The organism is Rhodococcus sp. GB-02 (genome assembly GCF_053470465.1).
The window spans coordinates 925,364-945,174 of sequence record NZ_JBPUKE010000001.1 but is presented as its reverse complement, the minus strand read 5'-3'; the positions used below and the strand labels follow the sequence as shown (position 1 = coordinate 945,174).

The 19,811-nt window shown below is 58.6% G+C and carries 16 protein-coding genes and 1 pseudogene; 11 read left to right on the top strand and 6 right to left on the bottom strand.

Annotated elements, in window-relative coordinates:
• Positions 1 to 72: 72 nt before the first annotated feature.
• The 9 genes from ACSW29_RS04520 (at position 73) to ACSW29_RS04480 (ending at position 9,392) form a co-directional block, all read left to right on the top strand.
• The gene (locus tag ACSW29_RS04520; protein WP_448276628.1) at positions 73 to 1,344 is read left to right on the top strand and encodes a pyridoxal phosphate-dependent decarboxylase family protein; all 1,272 of its coding nucleotides are present in this window, start codon (positions 73 to 75) and stop codon (positions 1,342 to 1,344) included.
• A 30-nt stretch (positions 1,345 to 1,374) separates the two neighbouring features.
• Positions 1,375 to 2,856, top strand: coding sequence for an aldehyde dehydrogenase (locus tag ACSW29_RS04515; RefSeq protein ID WP_448276626.1), 1,482 nt, complete (start codon positions 1,375 to 1,377; stop codon positions 2,854 to 2,856).
• A gap of 73 nt (positions 2,857 to 2,929) precedes the next feature.
• Positions 2,930 to 3,439: a MaoC family dehydratase gene (locus tag ACSW29_RS04510; protein WP_095970767.1), complete on the top strand. Its 510-nt coding sequence runs from the start codon at positions 2,930 to 2,932 to the stop codon at positions 3,437 to 3,439.
• Positions 3,436 to 4,599 (top strand): acyl-CoA dehydrogenase family protein, encoded by a 1,164-nt coding sequence (locus tag ACSW29_RS04505; protein ID WP_095970766.1) that lies wholly within the window; start codon positions 3,436 to 3,438, stop codon positions 4,597 to 4,599. Before ACSW29_RS04510 ends, ACSW29_RS04505 begins: the two co-directional genes overlap by 4 nt.
• A gap of 35 nt (positions 4,600 to 4,634) precedes the next feature.
• A complete protein-coding gene (locus tag ACSW29_RS04500) occupies positions 4,635 to 5,573 on the top strand; it encodes a carbon-nitrogen hydrolase family protein (protein ID WP_448276625.1) in 939 nt (312 codons plus the stop codon).
• A 1-nt stretch (position 5,574) separates the two neighbouring features.
• Positions 5,575 to 7,167, top strand: coding sequence for a N,N-dimethylformamidase beta subunit family domain-containing protein (locus tag ACSW29_RS04495; protein ID WP_448276624.1), 1,593 nt, complete (start codon positions 5,575 to 5,577; stop codon positions 7,165 to 7,167).
• Positions 7,168 to 7,180: 13 nt separating this feature from the next.
• The gene (gene pdxS, locus ACSW29_RS04490; protein ID WP_448276622.1) at positions 7,181 to 8,098 is read left to right on the top strand and encodes a pyridoxal 5'-phosphate synthase lyase subunit PdxS; all 918 of its coding nucleotides are present in this window, start codon (positions 7,181 to 7,183) and stop codon (positions 8,096 to 8,098) included.
• Positions 8,099 to 8,811: 713 nt separating this feature from the next.
• Positions 8,812 to 8,937 carry an AAA family ATPase gene (locus tag ACSW29_RS04485; RefSeq protein WP_448276621.1) on the top strand — a complete coding sequence of 42 codons (126 nt, stop codon included), beginning with the start codon at positions 8,812 to 8,814 and terminating at the stop codon, positions 8,935 to 8,937.
• On the top strand, positions 8,934 to 9,392 hold the full coding sequence (locus ACSW29_RS04480) for an ATP-binding protein (RefSeq protein WP_448276619.1): 459 nt from the start codon (positions 8,934 to 8,936) through the stop codon (positions 9,390 to 9,392). Before ACSW29_RS04485 ends, ACSW29_RS04480 begins: the two co-directional genes overlap by 4 nt.
• A 105-nt stretch (positions 9,393 to 9,497) precedes the next feature.
• Here ACSW29_RS04480 and ACSW29_RS04475 read toward each other — a convergent pair whose 3' ends face one another.
• Entirely contained in the window at positions 9,498 to 11,153 is a 1,656-nt protein-coding gene (locus ACSW29_RS04475) for an ABC-F family ATP-binding cassette domain-containing protein (protein WP_448276618.1), read from the bottom strand.
• 431 nt (positions 11,154 to 11,584) lie between these two features.
• Positions 11,585 to 12,466, bottom strand: coding sequence for a LysR family transcriptional regulator (locus ACSW29_RS04470; RefSeq protein WP_448276617.1), 882 nt, complete (start codon positions 12,464 to 12,466; stop codon positions 11,585 to 11,587).
• 137 nt (positions 12,467 to 12,603) lie between these two features.
• Here ACSW29_RS04470 and ACSW29_RS04465 point away from each other — a divergent pair, with 137 nt between their 5' ends.
• Both ACSW29_RS04465 and ACSW29_RS04460 read left to right on the top strand, forming a co-directional pair.
• Positions 12,604 to 13,191, top strand: a complete 588-nt coding sequence (locus ACSW29_RS04465) for a 2,4'-dihydroxyacetophenone dioxygenase family protein (RefSeq protein ID WP_448276615.1) — start codon at positions 12,604 to 12,606, stop codon at positions 13,189 to 13,191.
• Between the two features lie 17 nt (positions 13,192 to 13,208).
• Positions 13,209 to 14,060 (top strand): mycofactocin-coupled SDR family oxidoreductase, encoded by an 852-nt coding sequence (locus ACSW29_RS04460; protein ID WP_448276613.1) that lies wholly within the window; start codon positions 13,209 to 13,211, stop codon positions 14,058 to 14,060.
• 1,085 nt (positions 14,061 to 15,145) lie between these two features.
• Here ACSW29_RS04460 and ACSW29_RS04455 read toward each other — a convergent pair.
• The 4 genes and pseudogenes from ACSW29_RS04455 to ACSW29_RS04440 form a co-directional block, all read right to left on the bottom strand.
• Complete coding sequence (locus ACSW29_RS04455) at positions 15,146 to 15,928, bottom strand: hypothetical protein (RefSeq protein WP_448277442.1); 783 nt, start codon at positions 15,926 to 15,928, stop codon at positions 15,146 to 15,148.
• Positions 15,929 to 15,937: 9 nt separating this feature from the next.
• Positions 15,938 to 16,306 (bottom strand): annotated as a pseudogene (locus ACSW29_RS04450) (GNAT family N-acetyltransferase); the annotation flags it as partial.
• A 20-nt stretch (positions 16,307 to 16,326) separates the two neighbouring features.
• Complete coding sequence (locus ACSW29_RS04445) at positions 16,327 to 18,081, bottom strand: DUF885 domain-containing protein (RefSeq protein ID WP_448276611.1); 1,755 nt, start codon at positions 18,079 to 18,081, stop codon at positions 16,327 to 16,329.
• 36 nt (positions 18,082 to 18,117) lie between these two features.
• Positions 18,118 to 19,797, bottom strand: coding sequence for an ABC transporter substrate-binding protein (locus tag ACSW29_RS04440; protein WP_448276609.1), 1,680 nt, complete (start codon positions 19,795 to 19,797; stop codon positions 18,118 to 18,120).
• Between the last annotated feature and the right edge of the window lie 14 nt (positions 19,798 to 19,811).

Below are 19,811 nucleotides of genomic sequence, written 5' to 3'. Positions count from 1 at the left end.
TCGCCGAATCTACGTCTGATCGAGCCCATATCCGCATTCACAGCAATCCTTCGCAATCGAAAGTGGAGAGCCATGACACCCAAACCATCTCTGACGGGAATGCCTGCTTCCGGCTGGCGGCAGTACGAGATCGAACAGCGCCTGCACGAGCTACTTGCGTCCGATCCACCGCTACACACGGGCTGGCCGGACACCTTGTGGCCAGTACTTCCCGACAAGGCCCTGTCCGCCTCCCGTGCGGCGATGAGCCAATTCGCGCATCTCAACGGCTTTGTAAAACCGTCGAGCCTGAACGTGATCGAAGCCGAACTGCTGGCGATGGTGCGCGACCACCTGGGCGTCCCAGAAGATGGGGCGACCACTCTCACTGTCGGCGGGACGGAAAGCAATTTTTTGGCAGTCAAAGGCGCACTGTTCAAGGCCCGCGAAAACGGTGGAGTCCCTGGCCAACCCAACATGGTGATCCCGGAGACGGCGCACCCGAGCTTCGACAAGGCATCGGAAGAACTGGGAATCGACGTCCGACGGATTGCCGTAGGAAACGAATTCCGCGCAGACCCCGAAGCCATGGCGAACCAGATCGACGAGAACACCGTCCTTCTCGTGGCTTCAACGCCGAACTACACGCATGGAACCCTAGATCCTGTCAAAGAGCTCGCTGCACTCGCACAGACGCACGACTTGTGGTTCCACATCGACGCCTGCGTGGGTGGTTGCCTTCTGCCTGCGTTGAAGCGAGTCGCGGGCGAGTCGTCAACGACACCATTCGACTATCCGGGCGTGACGTCCGTGTCAGCAGATCTGCACAAATTTGGATTCACTCCCACAGGAATCTCGACGCTCTCGGTGAATTCGAGCGAACTTATTCGCCATCACTCATTCAGCATCGACGTCGCGTCGAGTTGGCCCTTCAGGCCCTACCGCCGAACGGGCTTCACAGGAAGCCGATCCGGTGCCGTACTCGCAGGAGCATGGGCAACCTTGGTCGCCCTTGGTCAGGAAGGGTACGAGCAGATCGCCCAGGAGATCGTTTCCGGGGCAGACATTTTCGCGAAAGGGCTATCTACTATCGATGGATTCGAACTCGTCGCTCCGCATGAGAGCGGAATCATCGTGTTCACCTCTACTGATCCGCAGTGCCAGATCGAACGCGTAGCAAACGTGCTCGAGCGCAACGGCTGGCCGGCAATGCTCGCAGTCAGCCCCCCTCGCCTTCAGTTTCTCCTGAGCCCACTGCCACCGCACTACTACGAGCAATTCGTCGAAGCGATTCGAGTAGCCGCGAACGAAGTACGGACCGGGGTTGCAATCGACGGTGCCGAACTCACCACATACGGCGCCTGAACGAAACCTTCGAGGAAACGGCAAGAAGAGATGAGCGGAACCGCAATGAACAAGTACGGCATGTTGATCGACGGCCATGAGACACAGTCGATTTCGGGAGAGACGTACGAAAGCCTCGATCCGTGGACGGGTAAACCCTGGGCGATCGTGCCGGATGGAGGCGCAGCCGACGTCGACCGAGCTGTCATCTCAGCACGCGCCGCGTTCGAAGGCGAATGGCATCGAATAGGGCCCACCGAGCGTGGGGCAAGGTTGCGTAAGCTCGCTGCGATCCTCGAGCGAGAAGCGCCCCGACTCGGCGAGATCGAGACCCGAGACAACGGCAAACTTCTCCGCGAGATGTCAGCGCAGACAGCTTATCTGCCCCAATGGTTCTACTACTTCGCTGGCCTGGCAGACAAGATCGAGGGTGCGACGATCCCATCAGCGAAGCCCAACTACTTCGTCTACACGCGCCCAGAGCCAGTCGGCGTAGTGGGCGCAATCATCCCGTGGAACTCGCCACTTCTCCTCGCCACCTGGAAACTCGCGCCAGCACTGGCTGCAGGTTGCACGTTTGTCCTGAAGCCGTCGGAACACACTCCCGTGTCGGCATTGGAGATGGGCAAATGTTTTGCTGAAGCCGGCATTCCACCCGGAGTGGTCAACATTGTGACCGGGCTCGGTCCCGAGACCGGCAAAGCCCTTGCATCGCATCCCGGAATCGACAAGATCGCATTCACCGGATCCACTGCTACCGGAATTCAGGTCGGACACAGCGCCATCGAGAATCTCACACGTATGTCACTCGAGCTGGGCGGCAAGTCGGCACAGGTAGTCTTTCCGGACGCTGACCTCGATGCAGCGGCCAGTGGCATCATCGCCGGAGTGTTCGCCGCTACCGGGCAGACCTGCATGGCAGGTTCAAGGTTGCTCGTGCACAGCAGCATTCATGACGATTTGGTCAAACGCATCGTAGACAGAGCCAGCACGATCAAGTTGGGTGACCCCAAGATGCCGGCAACTGAGATGGGGCCGGTCGCCAACGCCAACCAACTAGCTACAGTGCTCGGTTTATTGCAGTCCGCGAAGGACGAGGGCGCAACCGTCGCCTATGGCGGAGGTCCGGATCCAAAGTTGGGCGGGCTCTTTGTCCAGCCGACCGTGCTTACCGATGTCAAACACACTATGCGCATCGCCCGAGAAGAAGCCTTCGGCCCTGTGTTGAGTGTCATGCGGTTCGAAACCGAGGAAGAAGCCGTTTCCGAAGCCAACAACAGCGAATACGGACTGGCGGCGGCCGTATGGACCAAGGACGTTCATCGCGCGCACCGCGTCGCAGCGAAGCTGCGCGCAGGAAGCATCTACGTCAACTGCTATCGGCTGTCCGCACCGGGTGTTCCGTTCGGCGGATTCAAGAAGAGCGGATGGGGGCGCGAAAGTGGACTTGAAGGGCTACGCGAGTACACCGAAAACAAGTCGATCTGGGTGGAACTCGAGGGCGCCAGTCGTGATCCGTTCACCATCGGCTGACACCACTGACTCGCCATCCGATCCAGGCCGTCACAAGCCGCCGAGCACACTCGGCCAATTGCAAGGAGAGACAATGACTTTACACAAAGCACCAGCTGGAAGATTCTATGAAGACTTCGTCGTCGGTGACCTCATCGAGCACGCTGCGCGACGGACAGTCACCACCACCGACAACATCTGGTTCACGCTACTTACTCAGAACACTGCGCCGCTCCATTTCGATCATGAGTACGCCGCACAGACAGAGTTCGGCCGGCCACTCATGAACTCGGCCTTCACTCTCGCACTGGTTTCAGGCCAGAGCGTGGCCGAGATCTCACAGAACGTTTTCGCGAATTTGGGGTGGGATGCGGTTCAACTGCCGAACCCAGTGTTCGAGGGCGACACCATCTCATCGTTGAGCAAGGTCCTCGCTGTGCGCGAGTCCACATCACGACCGAACCTGGGAATCGTCACGGTGAGTACGACTGGATACAACCAGCGGGGCGACGAGGTCGTCACCTACGTACGCACCGTCATGATCTACAAGCGCGGGCAGGGACCGCAGCGCGGTAGCGATCGCCATACGGCGGTGACCGTATGACCAATAGGCGGAAGGACAATTCAATCCGGGAAGACTTCCGAAGTGTCGTCGCCCACGTATTAAGTCGCTATTCGCCGGACTATTGGCGACGAGTAGACGAAAAGAGTGAATACCCAACAGAATTCGTAGACGATCTCACCAAGACAGGTGCGCTCAGCGCACTGATTCCGGCCGAGTACGGTGGACTCGGACTCGACTTGGGAGACGCGTCGGTTCTCCTGGAGGAAATCAGTTTTCGTGGCGGCGTGGCGACTCCAGTACACGCTCAGCTTTACACGATGAGTCCGCTATTGAAGTACGGCAACCCCGAACAGAAGGACAAGTACCTACCATCGATCGCAGATGGGACGGTCCGGCTGCAGTCATTCGCTGTAACCGAACCCGACGCTGGGTCCGAAACGACGCGCATCAAAACGAAGGCTGTCCGCAACGGCGACCACTACGTGGTGTCCGGACAGAAGGTCTGGACTTCACGGGTCAATCACAGCGACCTGATTCTGCTTCTCGCCAGAACGACGCCACGCGACCAGGTCACCAAAAAGACCGATGGACTCTCGCTGTTTCTGATCGATATGCGCGAAGTTGAAGGGCTTTCGGTCACGCCCATCGAGACAATGGTCAACCACGATACGAACGAACTCCACTTCGACAACATGGTGATCCCTGCAGATTCGTTGATTGGCGATGAGGGCGCCGGTTTCCGCTATCTTCTCGATGGACTGAATGCCGAACGGATTCTCGTTGCGGCTGAGTGTGTCGGTGACGGTCGATGGTTCATCGAGAAGTCACGCAACTATGCCAACGAACGTGTCGTCTTCGATCGACCCATCGGAATGAACCAGGGTATTCAGTTCCCGATTGCGAGAGCCCATATAGATATCGAAGCGGCCGACCTAATGAGATGGAAAGCGGCCGATCTTTTCGACGCTGGACTGTCATGCGGGCCGGAAGCAAATATGGCGAAACTCTTGGCGGCAGACGCGTCTTGGCAAGCAGCCAACGTAGCTATGCAAACTCACGGAGGCTACGGCATGGCTCGTGAGTACGACATCGAGCGCAAGTTCCGGGAGGCACGCCTGTACCAAGTTGCACCAGTATCGACAAACCTGATCCTCTCTCATATCGCCGAGCGGGTTCTCGGCCTCCCCCGCTCATTCTGAGGAGATACATGATGACGTCCGCTACACCAATACCTGTGGCTTCCCGACACCTGAAAATTGCCTTGGTTCAACAGCCCACACCAGGACAGGACCCGAAACGCGCTCTCCAAGAGGGAGAGATCGCTGTCCGTCAAGCTGCCGCCGCGGCAGCAGACATCGTCCTCTTCCCAGAAATGTGGCAGATCGGATACACCGCCTGCCCGGATGACGATGCCGGACGCCAGGAATGGATTTCCATGGCGACCGATGACCAGGGTGAATTCGTCCAGCACTTCGCAACCTTGGCCCGCGAACTAGGTGTCGCTATCGTGGCAACCTACCTACAGAAGTGGGATCCACTCCCCCGCAACGCTGCCACACTCATCGACCGTCATGGCCAGATCCTCACGACCTACGCCAAGATTCACACCTGCGATTACTGGATGGAGGCTGCCCTCACACCCGGCCAAGATTTGCCGGTGGTTCAATTGGATACAGCCGCCGGCCCCGTCGCCGTCGGGATGATGATTTGCTTCGATCGTGAGTTCCCCGAGACTGCGCGGATACTCATGACAAAGGGCGCAGAACTAGTCTTGGTGCCGAATGCTTGTCACCTCACGGACGATCGGATCGCTCAGTTCCGAACCCGCGCTTTCGAGAACATGATGTCGGTGGCGATGGCGAATTACACCAGTACACCCGAGGCCGCCCTTCGCGAGTATCCGCTGAACCTTAACGGGCGCTCGGTGGTGTACAGCGGAGTTTGCTTCGAACCGGACCGAACTCCTCTCGACCCGACTCTCCAACTCGCCGAGGATAGCCCCGGTATTTATTACGCCGATATCGACCTGAACGCTCTGAGGAAGTTCAGGGCCAGTGAAGTGTGGGGCGACGCGTATCGAAAGCCCTACACATACGACGCTCTCGTCAATGGAGAAATCGCGCCCGTTTTCGGACGTGCCGATTCGCGTCGTCTCGCCCCGGAGGTGTCGTGAAATGCAGTCACCTCCGAACATGATCCAAGGCCGGATCGAGGGCTACGCGGGAAAGCTGAGCTACGAACCGGGCGAAGAACTCACTCTCCACCTCAGTTCTCGAAGCGAAACTGACGTCTGCACCGTCGAGATCGCCCGCATCGGGCGAAACCGTGAGGTGGTCTGGTCACAGAACGAAGTGACAGTCATCCACCAGTCGACTCCAGAAGATGCCTACGCCCGCGGGTGCGATTGGTCGGCGACGCTCTCGTTCACGCTGCCCGCTGAATGGGCACCGGGATACTACGAGGTGCTCTTTCGCGCCAACGGAGACGAGGTCCTCGAGACACCTGCATTCTTCGTACTTCGCTCGGCCCAATCCGTCACGAGTCCGAAGATTCTCCTTGTTCTAACAACCAATACCTACTGCGCTTACAACGACTGGGGTGGGAACAACCTGTATACAGGTGGAGTCCAAGTGTCATTTGAGCGTCCCATCGCGCCTGGACTGCTTCGCCGTCCCCCTGGCGAGCTGTTACGAGCCGCCACACCGCATGGAATCTATGATCCCGAGTTAGCTCGACAGCGCGATTACATTGATCGACACCGAGTTTCAGGGTGGAGCGCCGCCGCAGGCTGGTTCAACTGGGAAGAGCCGTTCGTCGTGTGGGCAGAGGAAAACGCGATCGAACTCGACTATGCAGTGAGTTCCGACCTGGAGTTACACCCGGAAGTCCTTGACGGCAAGAACTTGGTCCTGAGCGTCGGGCACGACGAGTACTGGTCGTGGGGAATGCGTGACACGCTCGAACAATTTATTGCCGAAGGCGGCAATGTTGCGTTCTTCTCAGGCAACAGCGTGGGCTGGCAGGTGCGCCTGGATGACGATGGCCGCACCATGACGTCCTATAAGTATGACGCTCTGACGAAGGACCCTGTGAGAGATACCGACAACCGCAGATTCCTAACCGGCTGCTGGTCTGACCCTGTCATCGGACGTCCGGAGAATCTACTGACCGGAGTGAGCTTTACTCGTGGGGGGTACGCACGTGTCGGCTACGGAGCTCCGCGTGGAACCGGGGGCTACTCTGTCTGGCGACCTGATCACTGGGTCTTCGAGGGTACGGGACTTCGCTACGGTGATCTCGTCGGCTCTGAGAACGTCGTAGTCGGATACGAGGCAGACGGCTGCGAGTTCGTTCTCGGAGAGGATGGGTTACCTAGACCGACGTCGAAGGACGGAACACCGGAAACGTTCACGATTCTTGCAACTTCACCTGCCCGACAATGGTCTAACACACCATCATTCACTGATTTTCCTGCCAACGCAGCCCTGGCGAAGGACGAACCAGGCGATCTCGAGTTTTTTGCCGACCGACTGTTCGGGAGCACCGACTCGTCGGCAGCGCGTCGGTTGGGCCACGGAAACGCAGTGCTCGGGATGTACACCAAGGGCGGCGTCGTGTTCACCACCGGATGTACGGACTGGGCATTCGGCCTTCGCGGCCACGACCCACTGATCGAGCGCATAACACTGAACGTGATCGAACGACTTTGCGCCGCGACTCCTGTTGATAGGCACAAAGCGACCGATCACCACTACACGGGAATGTAAGGAAAGGGAACACATGACGCATTCATTGGCAGATATCCCGTCCACCTCAGCTGCACTCGGGACCGCCCGCGTCAAGAGCGGCATGGCTGAAATGCTCAAGGGCGGTGTGATCATGGACGTTGTCACCGCTGAGCAGGCCAAGATCGCCGAAGACGCAGGCGCCGTCGCCGTCATGGCACTCGAGCGGGTCCCCGCGGACATTCGCGCACAGGGCGGCGTCTCGCGCATGAGCGACCCGGACATGATCGACAGCATCATCTCCACCGTCAGCATTCCCGTCATGGCAAAGGCACGCATCGGTCACTTCGTCGAAGCGCAGATCCTGCAGAGCCTCGGCGTGGACTACATCGACGAGTCCGAGGTCCTGACCCCGGCCGACTACGCCAACCACATCGACAAGTGGAAGTTCACCGCTCCCTTCGTCTGTGGCGCCACCAACCTCGGTGAAGCGCTGCGTCGCATCAACGAAGGTGCGGCCATGATCCGCTCGAAGGGTGAAGCCGGTACCGGAGACGTCTCCAACGCCACCACTCACATGCGCACCATCCGCGGCGAGATCCGCCGGTTGACCTCGCTGAGCGAAGACGAACTGTACGTCGCTGCCAAGGAACTGCAGGCACCGTACGAGCTGGTCGTCGAGGTCGCCAAGGCCGGCAAGCTGCCGGTCACCATGTTCACCGCCGGCGGCATCGCCACCCCGGCAGACGCTGCGATGATGATGCAGCTCGGCGCCGAAGGCGTGTTCGTCGGATCGGGCATCTTCAAGTCCGGCAACCCGAAGCAGCGCGCCGAGGCCATCGTCAAGGCCACCACGTTCTACGACGACCCGGACGTGCTCGCCAAGGTCTCGCGCGGACTCGGCGAGGCAATGGTCGGCATCAACGTCGACGACCTGCCGGTTGGACACCGCCTCGCAGAGCGCGGTTGGTAGCCCCACAATCGATACGAGGAAATGCGGCTGAGGCGCTGCGAACCGCACGATGGCCGCCATCGCCGAGTCTGGAAATCGAAAACTATTCTGCTGAAGAGAAATTCGACTGTCCAGCACTCGATGTGGCGGTCATTGTCGGCAACTCCTGACAGTGATGGTTGCCACACGGCAGTAGTCGGGTACCAATGATCCCCGAAAGTCCGCTCCCCACTTCTCCATGTATCTCTTCGAGAAGTCACAACAGTCTTGGATTTCGCATCATCGCAAAGTCGAAATGATGGAAGGGGTGCGCGGCCTGTTTCCCCGCCCACCGCTCCGATGATTGCCGCGAGGACAGCGCAATTCATCGCGAGCATGTCCAGACTCAACGACGCTGACGGGACCAGGTTCGAGCAGGACCTGGAACGGAAGAATGCTGCGGGCGTGCAATAGAGCTCGAAAACGATGTCAACGCGATCTACGAACTCGGGCATCGCCTCACCTATGCGAAAAATGGGTTTCGACAGCGACGTGCTGGTTGCGATTCCTGCACGCACCTGCCGGCTACCCTGAGATCGAATCAGTGGATAACCGCAAGACCCGACGACCCGTTTGATCACTCTCAACCAGTTCGACCGCACAAGACTCGCCTTCGAGGCATTCAACCCAAGCCGGAGAAAATCAGGTGCTTCAGTTGCGAAGATGCGGATAGATTGTGGTGTGTGAACGCATAAGTGATCATTCTCAGCGGCCCACCAGGGGCCGGGAAGTCGACCCTTGCTGCGAAACTTGCCCGCAGTTATGACAAAGCGTTCATCTGCACACGGATGACTTCTGGCACTGCATCGTTTCGGGTGTGATCCCTCCGTACGATCCCGCATCCGATGCACAGAACCAGACTGTGATGGATGTTATCGCCTGCGCCGCCTATACCTACGCGCTCGGCGACTTCACCACGGTGATCGACGGAATCATCGGGCCGTGGATGCTCGATCACTTCGAAACCCACTCGACGCAGCACCCGGACCTAACGGTCCACTACGTCGTGCTCAGACCACGGCGCGACATCACGCTGAAGCGAGCCCAGGCCCAAACCGTGCCAAACGCCTTGATCGATGAGGGACCAATTCTCTCGATGCGGGATCAGTTCTCCAACCTCGGCACGCTCGACGCTCATGTACTGGACACATCTGGCGAAGCGGAAGAACAGAGTATCCGACAGGTGATAGAAGCCATTCGCGACGGCCGATTCAAACTCTTTGCAGGCCAGCGCCGCAATCCGCCGAAAAATGTTTCTTTACAGTCAATCTCATGAGCAAACCACGGAAGAGTCGACGGTGAAACCCGTCGATTGAAGACTCACATTGAGCGACTGCATGCATTGCTCGTACCAGAGGTCGCAGCGCATCGAGACTACTGCTCATTCCGATGCTCCGCTCGTGGCTGTTTCGATCAATTGCATTGGGGGCCAGTCGTCGACGTCGCGAAGAAGCTGACGGTCGTGCGTGGAGAGAACGACCGCGGCGTTGGTTGCGGCCAGTGCCTCGGTGAGTTCGTCGACGAGGGCAACTGAGAGGTGGTTGGTCGGCTCGTCAAGAAGGAGCACATGCGGCTTGGACGCCAGTATCATCGCGAGGTCGAGACGACGTTGCTGCCCCATCGACAGTTCACCGATCCGCTTGCTCGATTCACGCGCACGAAGAAGACCGAGGTGCGAAAGCCCGATTGCGTCCGACGAATCGAGAAGACCCGCCGTGACAAGCGCATCGAAGTGCGCGGAAAAAGCCTCACCAGCCCGCCGATCCAAAGGAAGATCGGTCTCCTGGCGCAAAAATCCGAGACGGACGCCCGGCGGCCTCCGAACGAAGCCCGTACTCGGTTGCAGCTCGCTGGCGAGCACGCTCAGTAGCGTCGATTTCCCCGCCCCGTTGGGGCCGGTCACCACGAGCCGGTCGCCGCGAGAGAGGGCAAACGACACCTCACACGTCACGCGTTCCTTAACGGTAATCTGATCTGCGCTCAACAACACGGAACCGGCATTCGGCAGGAGTTCAGGAAATCTGAAATGTAGCGGCGGTTCCGGCACCGTCACCGCATGCGCTTCGAGCTGCTCCTGGCGGCGATGAACGCTCTGTACGAGTCCGCCTGCACGGGTCGCGCGTCCGTGCTTGTTCGTACCCTTCTCCGGTCGCCACCCGGACTGCAGGCGATTCTGGGCCGCGCTGAGACTGTCTTTCAGTCGGGCATGCTCGGCCTGTTGCTGGTTGTACTCCTGCTCCCAGAGTGCGCGTGCGGCGAGGCGACCCTCGCGATATCCGGTATAACCTTTGCCGTACAGGCGAATCCGGCCATCGGGTGAGGGGTCGACGTCCACGATGGTCTCCGCAATATCGGAGAGCAGTGCGCGATCGTGGGTGACGACAACGACGCCTCCTTGGCGCTCCCGGAGCTGCGCAGTCAGGAATTCGAGACCGCTTCGATCAAGATGGTTTGTCGGCTCGTCGAGTAACAGGAAATCGTCATCTGCACCGAGAAGGCAGGCCAGGCGTACGCGGTACCGCTGCCCCACGGAGAGAGTGTCAAGCAACCGGTCAGAGTCGGTTTCCGCATCGAGCGCTGCCAGGGCGATCTGCACCCGCCGCTCGGCATCCCACGCATCCAACGCTTCAGCGGATTCCAACGCGGCTGCGTATCGCTGAGCACCGTCAAAGGTCCCGTCGGACAAAGCAAGCATCGCCGCATCGAGTGCCACCAACGCCTTGAGTGGTTCGGCGATCGCCTCCGCGACGGCTTGACCGACAGTTCGATCATCGTGTGCCGGCATCTCCTGCTCTGCGACGCCTAGTGTGCCGATGCGCTGCACCGTGCCGGAGTCAGGAGTGAGGGTTCCGTCGAGCACATGCAGGAGGGTGGATTTACCTCGCCCGTTCTCTCCCACGATGGCGATACGCGATGCGGGAGTGACATTGAGGTCGACGTGGTTCAGGACCGGGTTCGTACCGCGCGTCACGGACACGTCAGAGGCGATCAGCTGGGCGCGTTGGCGCGCGGATTGAGGGTTCGTAGAAGTGAGCATTCGGATCCTTCGAGAAGGCACACCGGCTGCCAAAGGCAAATAGGTACGCCGAGACGGCGACCCCACGCAGGGGTCGATAACGAGCGGCCGCCGCAAGCTCGGATGACTCGACGAGCGCGGAAGGCCTTACTCAGCCGTCTCAGAGAAAGTACAAATGCACGCCACAAAGATAAACGGACTAACCCTCACCGGCAAACGAATCATTAGATTCCCGCGGGCTTATCCGTCCAGACATACGCGCTTCGTGGTCGACATGGTCGACGTCCCGAACTGTAAGAATCGGGTCCATGCTCTTCGCCGAACAGTCGGGTACGGACAAGTGCCTACGGGGTGAGGGCGTTAGGACCCAATAGGGGCGACATCGTCCGTGCTGCGCTCGACGATCGAATCTGTCATGTGGTCATCCGACGTTCCCTCTCCGGAGGCTCGGATCATCTCACAGCGTGAACTAGTGCGTTGATCGTTACCCGTTCCTCCAAGGGTGTGATGAGAACTATCTGCGTCGGGTCAATATCGGAGATCGGGCGATACACGATGTCCTGTCGAGAAAATGCGGCGACGAGGCTTTCGGCGGTGACGGCGACTACGTCGCTGGTCGCGACGACTTCGAGCATCTCCTCGACTCCGTGCACTAGCGGACCGTAGGTAACAGGGCTTCCATCCGGGCGTGGATCGACTGACCACCATCGCCGCCAACCCTCCGGGACATTATCGGTATCAACCTGAACAACCTCGGCCAGATCGGACGCTTTCAGTTCACTTTTCACTGCGAGGCGATGATTGGCCGACATGGCCAGGACTCGCTGTTCGGTGAGGACGGGAAATGCGCGGATGTGTGTCGTATCCAATGGTGGGCGTGCAAACACGACATCGACGCGGCCGTCGAGGATGGCGAGGACTTGTTCACCCCAACCCACTTGGACGAGTTCAATTTTGATACCGGGCACAGCATTTCGCAGTTTGTCCAAAATCTCGCGAGTGCGAGAGCCTGCGACTGTGGCAAAGAATCCGATCCGAATCTGTTGTTGTGCAGCGCGGCGATGCCGGCGAACGACACCGATTGCTTGGTCATGCACGGACAGCAAATTGATGGCCATGGGAAGAAACTCTGAGCCCGCATCGGTAAGCCGCGCACCGCGATGATCCCGCTCGAACAGTCGTACACCGATCTCATGCTCTAGTTTGCTGATCTGCTGGGACAGTGACGGCGTCGCGACGCGCAGAATTTCCGCGGCCCGTGTGTAGGTGCCGGCCTGGGCGAGAGCAACGAAGTAGCGCAGCACCCGAGTATTGAGGTCAGGGATGGATTGCACGCTATCGTCCCCTACTGCGGTTGAAGTGGCACGTTAGTCGAAACCTAACGACCCTGTGAACTCTGGTCATGGACGTCTCCTGTGCGCCGAGGCAAGTTTGTCAGTGGAATGTGACACCCCCCACAGAGAGACTAATCATGACACTGAGCACAGAGGCCCGAACCCATCAGGACCCCAGCCCGGCCCAACCGGCGGTTCCCAACGAGGGTTCCGACATCGACCCGGCACAGAATCCACCAGTTGCCGAAATCTTCAGTCGCGCAGTTGGGCCCGTGACCGAACCTACCAACAGTCTGGCTTCGCGGGTCACAAACTGCGACAACATTTCGTGGACCCCGTTTCCGATGCCTGGAACCTCGTTCAAGCTTCTCAACATCAATGAGACGACTGGCGCCACCACCATTTTGCTGTACGTCTCCGAAGGGGCTGAGGCGCCGTTGCACCGCCACCTCGGCGGCGCGGAGGCCTACAACATCTTCGGCACATGGGCATACGAAGGAGAGGCCGACCCAATCGGACCGAACTGTTACGTATACGAACCCGCCGGGATCGTGCACCTGCCGAAACAGGAATCCGAATCGTTGATGTTGGGGATCTTCCACGGGCCGATCGTCGGGTACGACGACGACGGCAACGTCGCCGGCATCATTACCGCAGACTTGCTGTGGGATCTCGCCGAGGCCAACGGCGCTATTGCTCACCTACCGGCCCGCACCGGCCGCTGACAAAGGGGGCCGAGCCCATGACACGACTGGCGGGAAAGACCGCATTCATCACCGGAGCCGCTCGAGGGCAGGGCAGGGCGCATGCCGTCCGACTTGCCGAAGAGGGGGCCAACATCATCGCGCTCGATATCTGCCGCGATCTCGATACTGTCTCCTATGCCGGATCGACTACCGATGAGCTCGACCATACCGTCAAACTCGTCGAGGCAGCGGGCGGACGGATCATCGCTGAAGTGGCTGATGTCCGACAAAGTCCGGAAATCGAGAAGGCCGTCGATAGAGGCATCGAAGCCTTCGGTGGCATTGACATCCTTGCCGTCAACGCAGGCATCGCGGGCTACGGGCCGGCAATCGAGCTATCCGAGACCGACTGGCAAGAGATGATCGACGTCAACCTCACCGGCGCATGGAAGACAGTGCGGGCTGTTGCACCATCCATGATCGAAGCCGGACTGGGCGGATCAATCATCTTGACCAGCTCTGCCGCCGGAATGATCGCCTTCCCGAACCTGGCACATTACACGGCGGCCAAGCATGGACTTATCGGTCTGATGAAGGTCCTCGCGGTGGAGTTGGCTCCGAAAAAGATCCGCGTAAACGTTGTCTGTCCAAGTCACGTGAACACCCCGATGATTCAGAATCCTGCAGTATACGAGCTGTTCACCGGCGGAATCCCGGGAGCAACTGCGGAGCAGGCAAGTGTGGCGATGAAATCGATGCATGCGATGCCGATCCCGTGGGTCGAGCCCGAAGACATCAGCAACGCTGTGCTGTGGCTCGCCTCCAACGAAGCCCGCTACGTAACCGGAGTTGTCCTGCCTGTCGACGGTGGGCTGACCGCGCCATTCAAACTCCCACACGAGGCGTAAAGCAGACATGCGCGGGCAGCATTACCTCCCCCACCAACCGCAGTCCTGGCACCACCGCCCCACGTCTGAAAGGTTGCGGTTTCGTCCGTTTCCATCGACTGGCAATAACCGAATGGCGTCGAGGATTGAACTCGTCGGTGCGTGAGTTTTGCACAGTCCGTGGCGCTGATCTCGTTGTGGATGCGGCGCTAGGGGCGTCCGATCAATGTGTCGACGTTCTTCCCACACCATGCACCGAGCGCCCGATCGACAAGGTCGGTCGGGCGCTCGGCGGCCTCGAGTTCCCCCACGACGCACGCCGGTTACCACGACACCCTGGAATTTCTGGACGCTTTCGGTACCCTGGCCTGACCAACCGAACGATCCCGTTCAATTCTTCGTTCGAGATTCGTCAAATAGCAACCACCAGAAAAGTTCTCGCATATGGCAGGTCACCTAACATCGCACTCAGCCCCCCCCTGCCTCCTCTACCTCTCGAGCACACGTGCTCATCGGCGCAAATGGTGAACCCAACTGTCGAACTGTCTCCGGGGAACAGTCAAGGACGGCAGATCGGGTCCCGACTACCAGATATCGGACATTCCATATTGATGTAGACCGCAGGCTTCGGTAGGGCATTGCCGAGTTGACGAGACCACCTGATCTGAGATGACATGCAGGTGTCGTCGACGTACAAGGGCTACCGGTTTTCGCAAGAGATCATCCCCAATTGCGCATGGCTGTACCACCGGTTCGTCCTATCGTCCCGCGAGATCGAGTCTCCGCGGCAGCCCGAGCATCTCCCGATCACCGCCCCACCAAAGTCGAAAACAGCTGCACTCCAAGAAACTTGACAGCGCACGATCGCTACGCCGACAGTGAACCCGGATGGATCCCGTGGGGTGCGCAGCGATGCCGATTGATTCCGGAATCGCCTGTGCTGCTGTCTACCTCATCCACTGCATCTCGGCATGCCTGTTCCTCTAGACAACGGCGGGAAGTGGCCCGCTAGTTGACTCTACTTACCAAATCGATTCTGTTTCAATACTACTGGGGCAATAAGTGTCGAGGATCTACGCACCCGCCCACCTGGTGTCCTCACACGGTCAGAAGTGATCACGAATATGGACCTGCCTACGACAGAACAGCGCGTCCCACTGCAAGTCGGAACTCACGTCTCCACCGCTCAGGAAATCCAAACTTCGCAAGTTGGCACTGGATTGCGCACCAGCCAATGTAAGAGCTAGACCACCGAGTGCGAGAACACGGCCACTGGAGGTCTCCGCTTGCGTGCAAACTCCGGCCCCGCTGTTGACCTCCAGGCGGTTCTGCACTCCTGCGACCGAATAGTTCAGTGCCAGAGACATACCTGAAGGAAATGTCAGGTGCCCCAAAACTTGCGGGTCGAGAACCGCAAGCATGTAGGGCGCGGATTGTAATACCTCCCACTGCGATGACTGCAGAATAAGGCGCACAACGTCCATACCCGACGTTCGCAGTTGAGCGATCGGTGCGACCGCGCTGAATGAGCCTAGTGCCGCGGCTAGCGCGAGGACGGACTCGCGATCATCGGCGACGAATTCATCTATTTCGAGCACACTGTCTACGCCAAAATTGCTCGGGCAACGCCAGATCGCATAGCCGCCGATCGAACCGTCGTCGCGATCAACTACCGTAACTTGAAAACCTGGACGATTGAGTGGATTTGAGCCAGTTGGGAATGCCGCGCCCACCCGCGTCAGCGGGCCGTTCTGCTGCCGCGCCCAGCGATCGTAGACGGCAGAGATTTGGGCTGCATCGCTGTGGTGTGCACGTCGCGCACTTGAATAGGTACCCGCGCTTGCCAACTCGTGAGTCGGAAATCGAACCGTCAGCAGCTCGGCAATCACCTCGTATCCATATCTCCGGTAAACAGTCGTCGAGGTAGGGAAGAGACTCGTGAGGAGCGCGCCACGTATGCGCGCGACTTCGGAAATCTCGCGCATCAGTTGACGGAGTAATCCCTGACCTCTGTGCTCAGCACGGACAGTCACGGCTGCGATGCCAGAAGTTGCCAGCGCCGATCCGCCGAACCAAGATTGGAAATCAAGCTCCGAGGCCGTTGCTATCATTCCCGACCGATTGAAGACGCCCCACACTGTTTGTCCAGGTCGACCAAATGATGCCTCGATGTCGCCTTGGAGCGTAGAACTACCAAAGGCCTCTCGGCACAAGCCGCGCCACTCCTCGGCGTCAGAGATTGACAGCGGTCGAATTGAGATACTCATATTATTTCGCACTTTCGTCTTTAGAGCGTCTCCAGCACAGCCTGGCGCATTACATCCAGGCCAACCGACCCGACATCGAGCGCAGTCTTGTGGAACTTTCGGAGTTCAAATTTCGATCCCTGCATCAATGCAGATTCTTTGCGCAGCTCCAACCACAAGCGTTTCCCCACGTAATAGGCGGGAGCCTGTCCTGGCCAACCCAAATATCGCTCGATCTCGAACTGAAGCGTCTTCGAGTCCCGTGCACAGTGCGCAGCTAGGAATCGGTGTGCCTTTGCGTAGGTCCAACTGCCACCGCCTATTTCGGCCGGTGCTTCAAAGTTGCAGTGGATTCCGATATCGAGAACGACCCGCGCTGCCCGCATGGACTGTCCGTCGAGCATTCCTAGCTTTTCGGCTGGATCCCCCAGAAATCCGATCTCAGCCATGAGCTGTTCACCGTAGAGCGCCCAGCCTTCCCCATGCCCGCTGACCCACGATCCAATTCTGCGCCAACGGTTAAGTTCGTCAACCCGCGACAAGGCGTGAGCGGCCTGCAAATGGTGACCTGGGACACCTTCATGATAGACAGTGGTCAACTGCCGCCAGGTGGAGAATTCATCCACCCCGTCTGGCAAGTCCCACCACATTCGTCCGGGCCGCTCGAAATCCTCAGTCGGCGGGGTGTACGTGATAGCGCCAGTACCTCCGGGACTTATTCCACATTCAATGACACGAAGCGCATGCGGAATATCGAAGTGCGTTCCTGCACACGCTTCGACGGCAATGTCCGTCTTCGACTGCATCCATTCGACCAGGGCGCCTCTCCCCCGGATCAGTCTGGTCTCGTCGGCATCGAGGAAGCTGTGCACTTCTCGTAGTGAGGCCCCCGGCAAGATTTTGTCGCCAAGTTGAATCATCTCTGCCGTGATTCGGGCGAGTTCGGCCTGCCCCCATTCGTAAGTCTCTGCAAGGTCAATAACCGTCCCCAGAGAGGCACGCGAATGCAACTTGTATACGTCAATCCCGACAGCGTCGCGATCAGACGCAGTTGGGAGCAAATTGTCCGACAGAAATTCAGCTAGGTCATAGCACGCCTCACGCGCGGACGCAGCAGCTTTCAAAAGGTCGGTGCGCAACGATTGTGCGAGGGATTGCGGGGCAGATTCGACAAGGGTGGCAAAGACTCCACCCTGTCCGCCATTGCGTGAAAGCTGTTTCACTACTGCAATTATTTGCCTCCGCGGACTGATATCGCCGCGATCGGAAGCTTCATGGAGGGACCTGGCGTAGCCATGAAGGACTTCCGGCACTCGGGACATTCGTGTTGCGATGGCCGACCAGTCATCGGCGGACTGCTTGGGCATGAGGTCGAAGATTTCGCGCACCTCTTGTACGGGCGACGCGATGTTGCGAAGCAATGAATCCTCGCGGCCCGCGGAGCGCAACTCCTCTGCGACAGAAAGTGATTCCCTGAGAGCAGCGATCGTGACTCGATCCACACTATCGGCACCTTCCGCCCATTCGAGAGAAGCAAGAGTTCGCCGGCGCAACGCTGACATCTCTGCAAGCCCATCCGGCGAGAGATCGGGAAAACTGTTGTAGGTACCTTCGACGCCAAGATACGTCGCAGCAAGTGGATTCAGGAGCAAGTATCGGTCAAAATAGTCGTCCGCGATGGCGTCTACGACGGTCTGCGTTCGCAAGTTCTGTTCACCTCTCAAGGTTTGATGGACATAGTGGTAGTCAATACGGCTTCTTGTCACGAAGCTCTTGAGCGCCACCAGCGGAATCACCGAGCGCGCGTGGAACCGGGCGGATCGACTTCGCGATCAGCTGTTGGCCACTCCGATGGTCTGCGCCCATGGGCGGTAGTAGGTGAACGCATCGAAGTCGTTCAGGTTGTAGTTACCTCGGATGCCGGCTGTCGCATTGATCCACGCGATTGGCGCGACTGGCAGTTGCTCTTGGCCGATCCTCGTAATCTGCTGCAAAAGGTCGACGCGTTCCGGGCCTCTTACACCACGTTGTTGCTGCAGAAGCAACTGAACCGTCGGATCTGCGAATCCAGAGGCGTTGAGATAGCCAACATCAGGATCAGAACTGAAGAACGGACTGAGCATATCGGTAGGATCAGGATAGGTCGGTGCCGTGGAACTCAGCACAAGGCCTTGTTTCTTGCCCGGCGCGATGAGGTAATCCTGTTGGAGTTCGTTCAGCGAGATTACCTTGAGGTCGAGTTTGATTCCGATCATGGAAGCATTTGCTGCCAATGATGAGGCCGACTTTATCGATATGTCTGCATCAGTCGAGACATAGATATCGGCGCTGAATCCACCGGATACCGATGAGGCTGCGAGCGCACTCCTGGCCTGATCGAGGTCAAAACTGAACGCCGGCAATGAATTCAGGAAGAGGTCAATCTCGCCATTCGAGAGGACTCCCTGCCAGTGTCCTCTAGTGGGTAGCCCGACTGCGGGCTCTCCTGCCCCGGCCAGCACTGACTTAACGATGCCTTCCCGATCAATACAGTGAGCAATCGCCTGCCGGACCTTGAGATCGTCAAAGGGCTTCACGGTCATGGGGAAACGCAGCAAAAGTGGGCTCAGGCCTGTTGCGGTTCCGACGCGCACGTCGGGGGTCTTGTTCCATTGTGACAGTTGCGCGCCTGGTACGTCGAACATGCCATCGTTGGCTCCTTGCTGGGTAGCCACTCGAATCGTTTCCGGGTTCTCAACCACCTTCACAGAAATCTTCTGAATACTTGGAGGCACACCCCAGTAGTACGGGTTCAACTCGCCGGTAATACCGCCACCGGTTGTGTACTCCGCGAGCCGGTACTGACCGGTGCCGATAGGGATGGCAGTTGGCGATCCAAATGCAGACCCCGCTTCGATACCCTGCGCCTTTCCAAAGATCTGAATAATTGACGCCGCGTACTTGAATGTGGGATCCGGCGACGACAGGGTGATCATGACTTGGCTGTCACTCACAGCCTCTACAGACTCAACATTTGCCAGCAATGATATTACGGCAGAGGACAATTCAGGATCGAGGTGGCGCGTGTAGGACCATACGACGTCTTCAGCAGTGAGTCGCGTCCCATCCCAGAATTTCACGTCCTCACGCAAGTCGAAACGGTACTCAACGAGAGAAGTCTCGACCATGGTGGCTATCCAGGGCGCGATCTGCAACTCGTGATCGAGAATCACCAGCGTGTCGTAGCCCAACGAACTCAGCACGCCAGTTTGCGAAGTAAAACTCTGAGCGATATCCAGACTGTCCGCACTTTTGGTAATCGACCAGTTGAGGCTAGGGATCGACGTGGAAGTCACAGGTCCACTCAGGTTTTCGCTGATCATCCCGGCACTGGTCGACTCTTCTCCACACCCTGCCAAGATCGACCCCCCTGCCGCTAGCAGGCTCGCCTGGCCCAACTTCTTCAAGAGTGTGCGCCGATTGATTTGGTACTGCAGTGCTGTTTGCACAATTTCTCCTTCGGGTTCCGTCACTGAGATGATTGCAA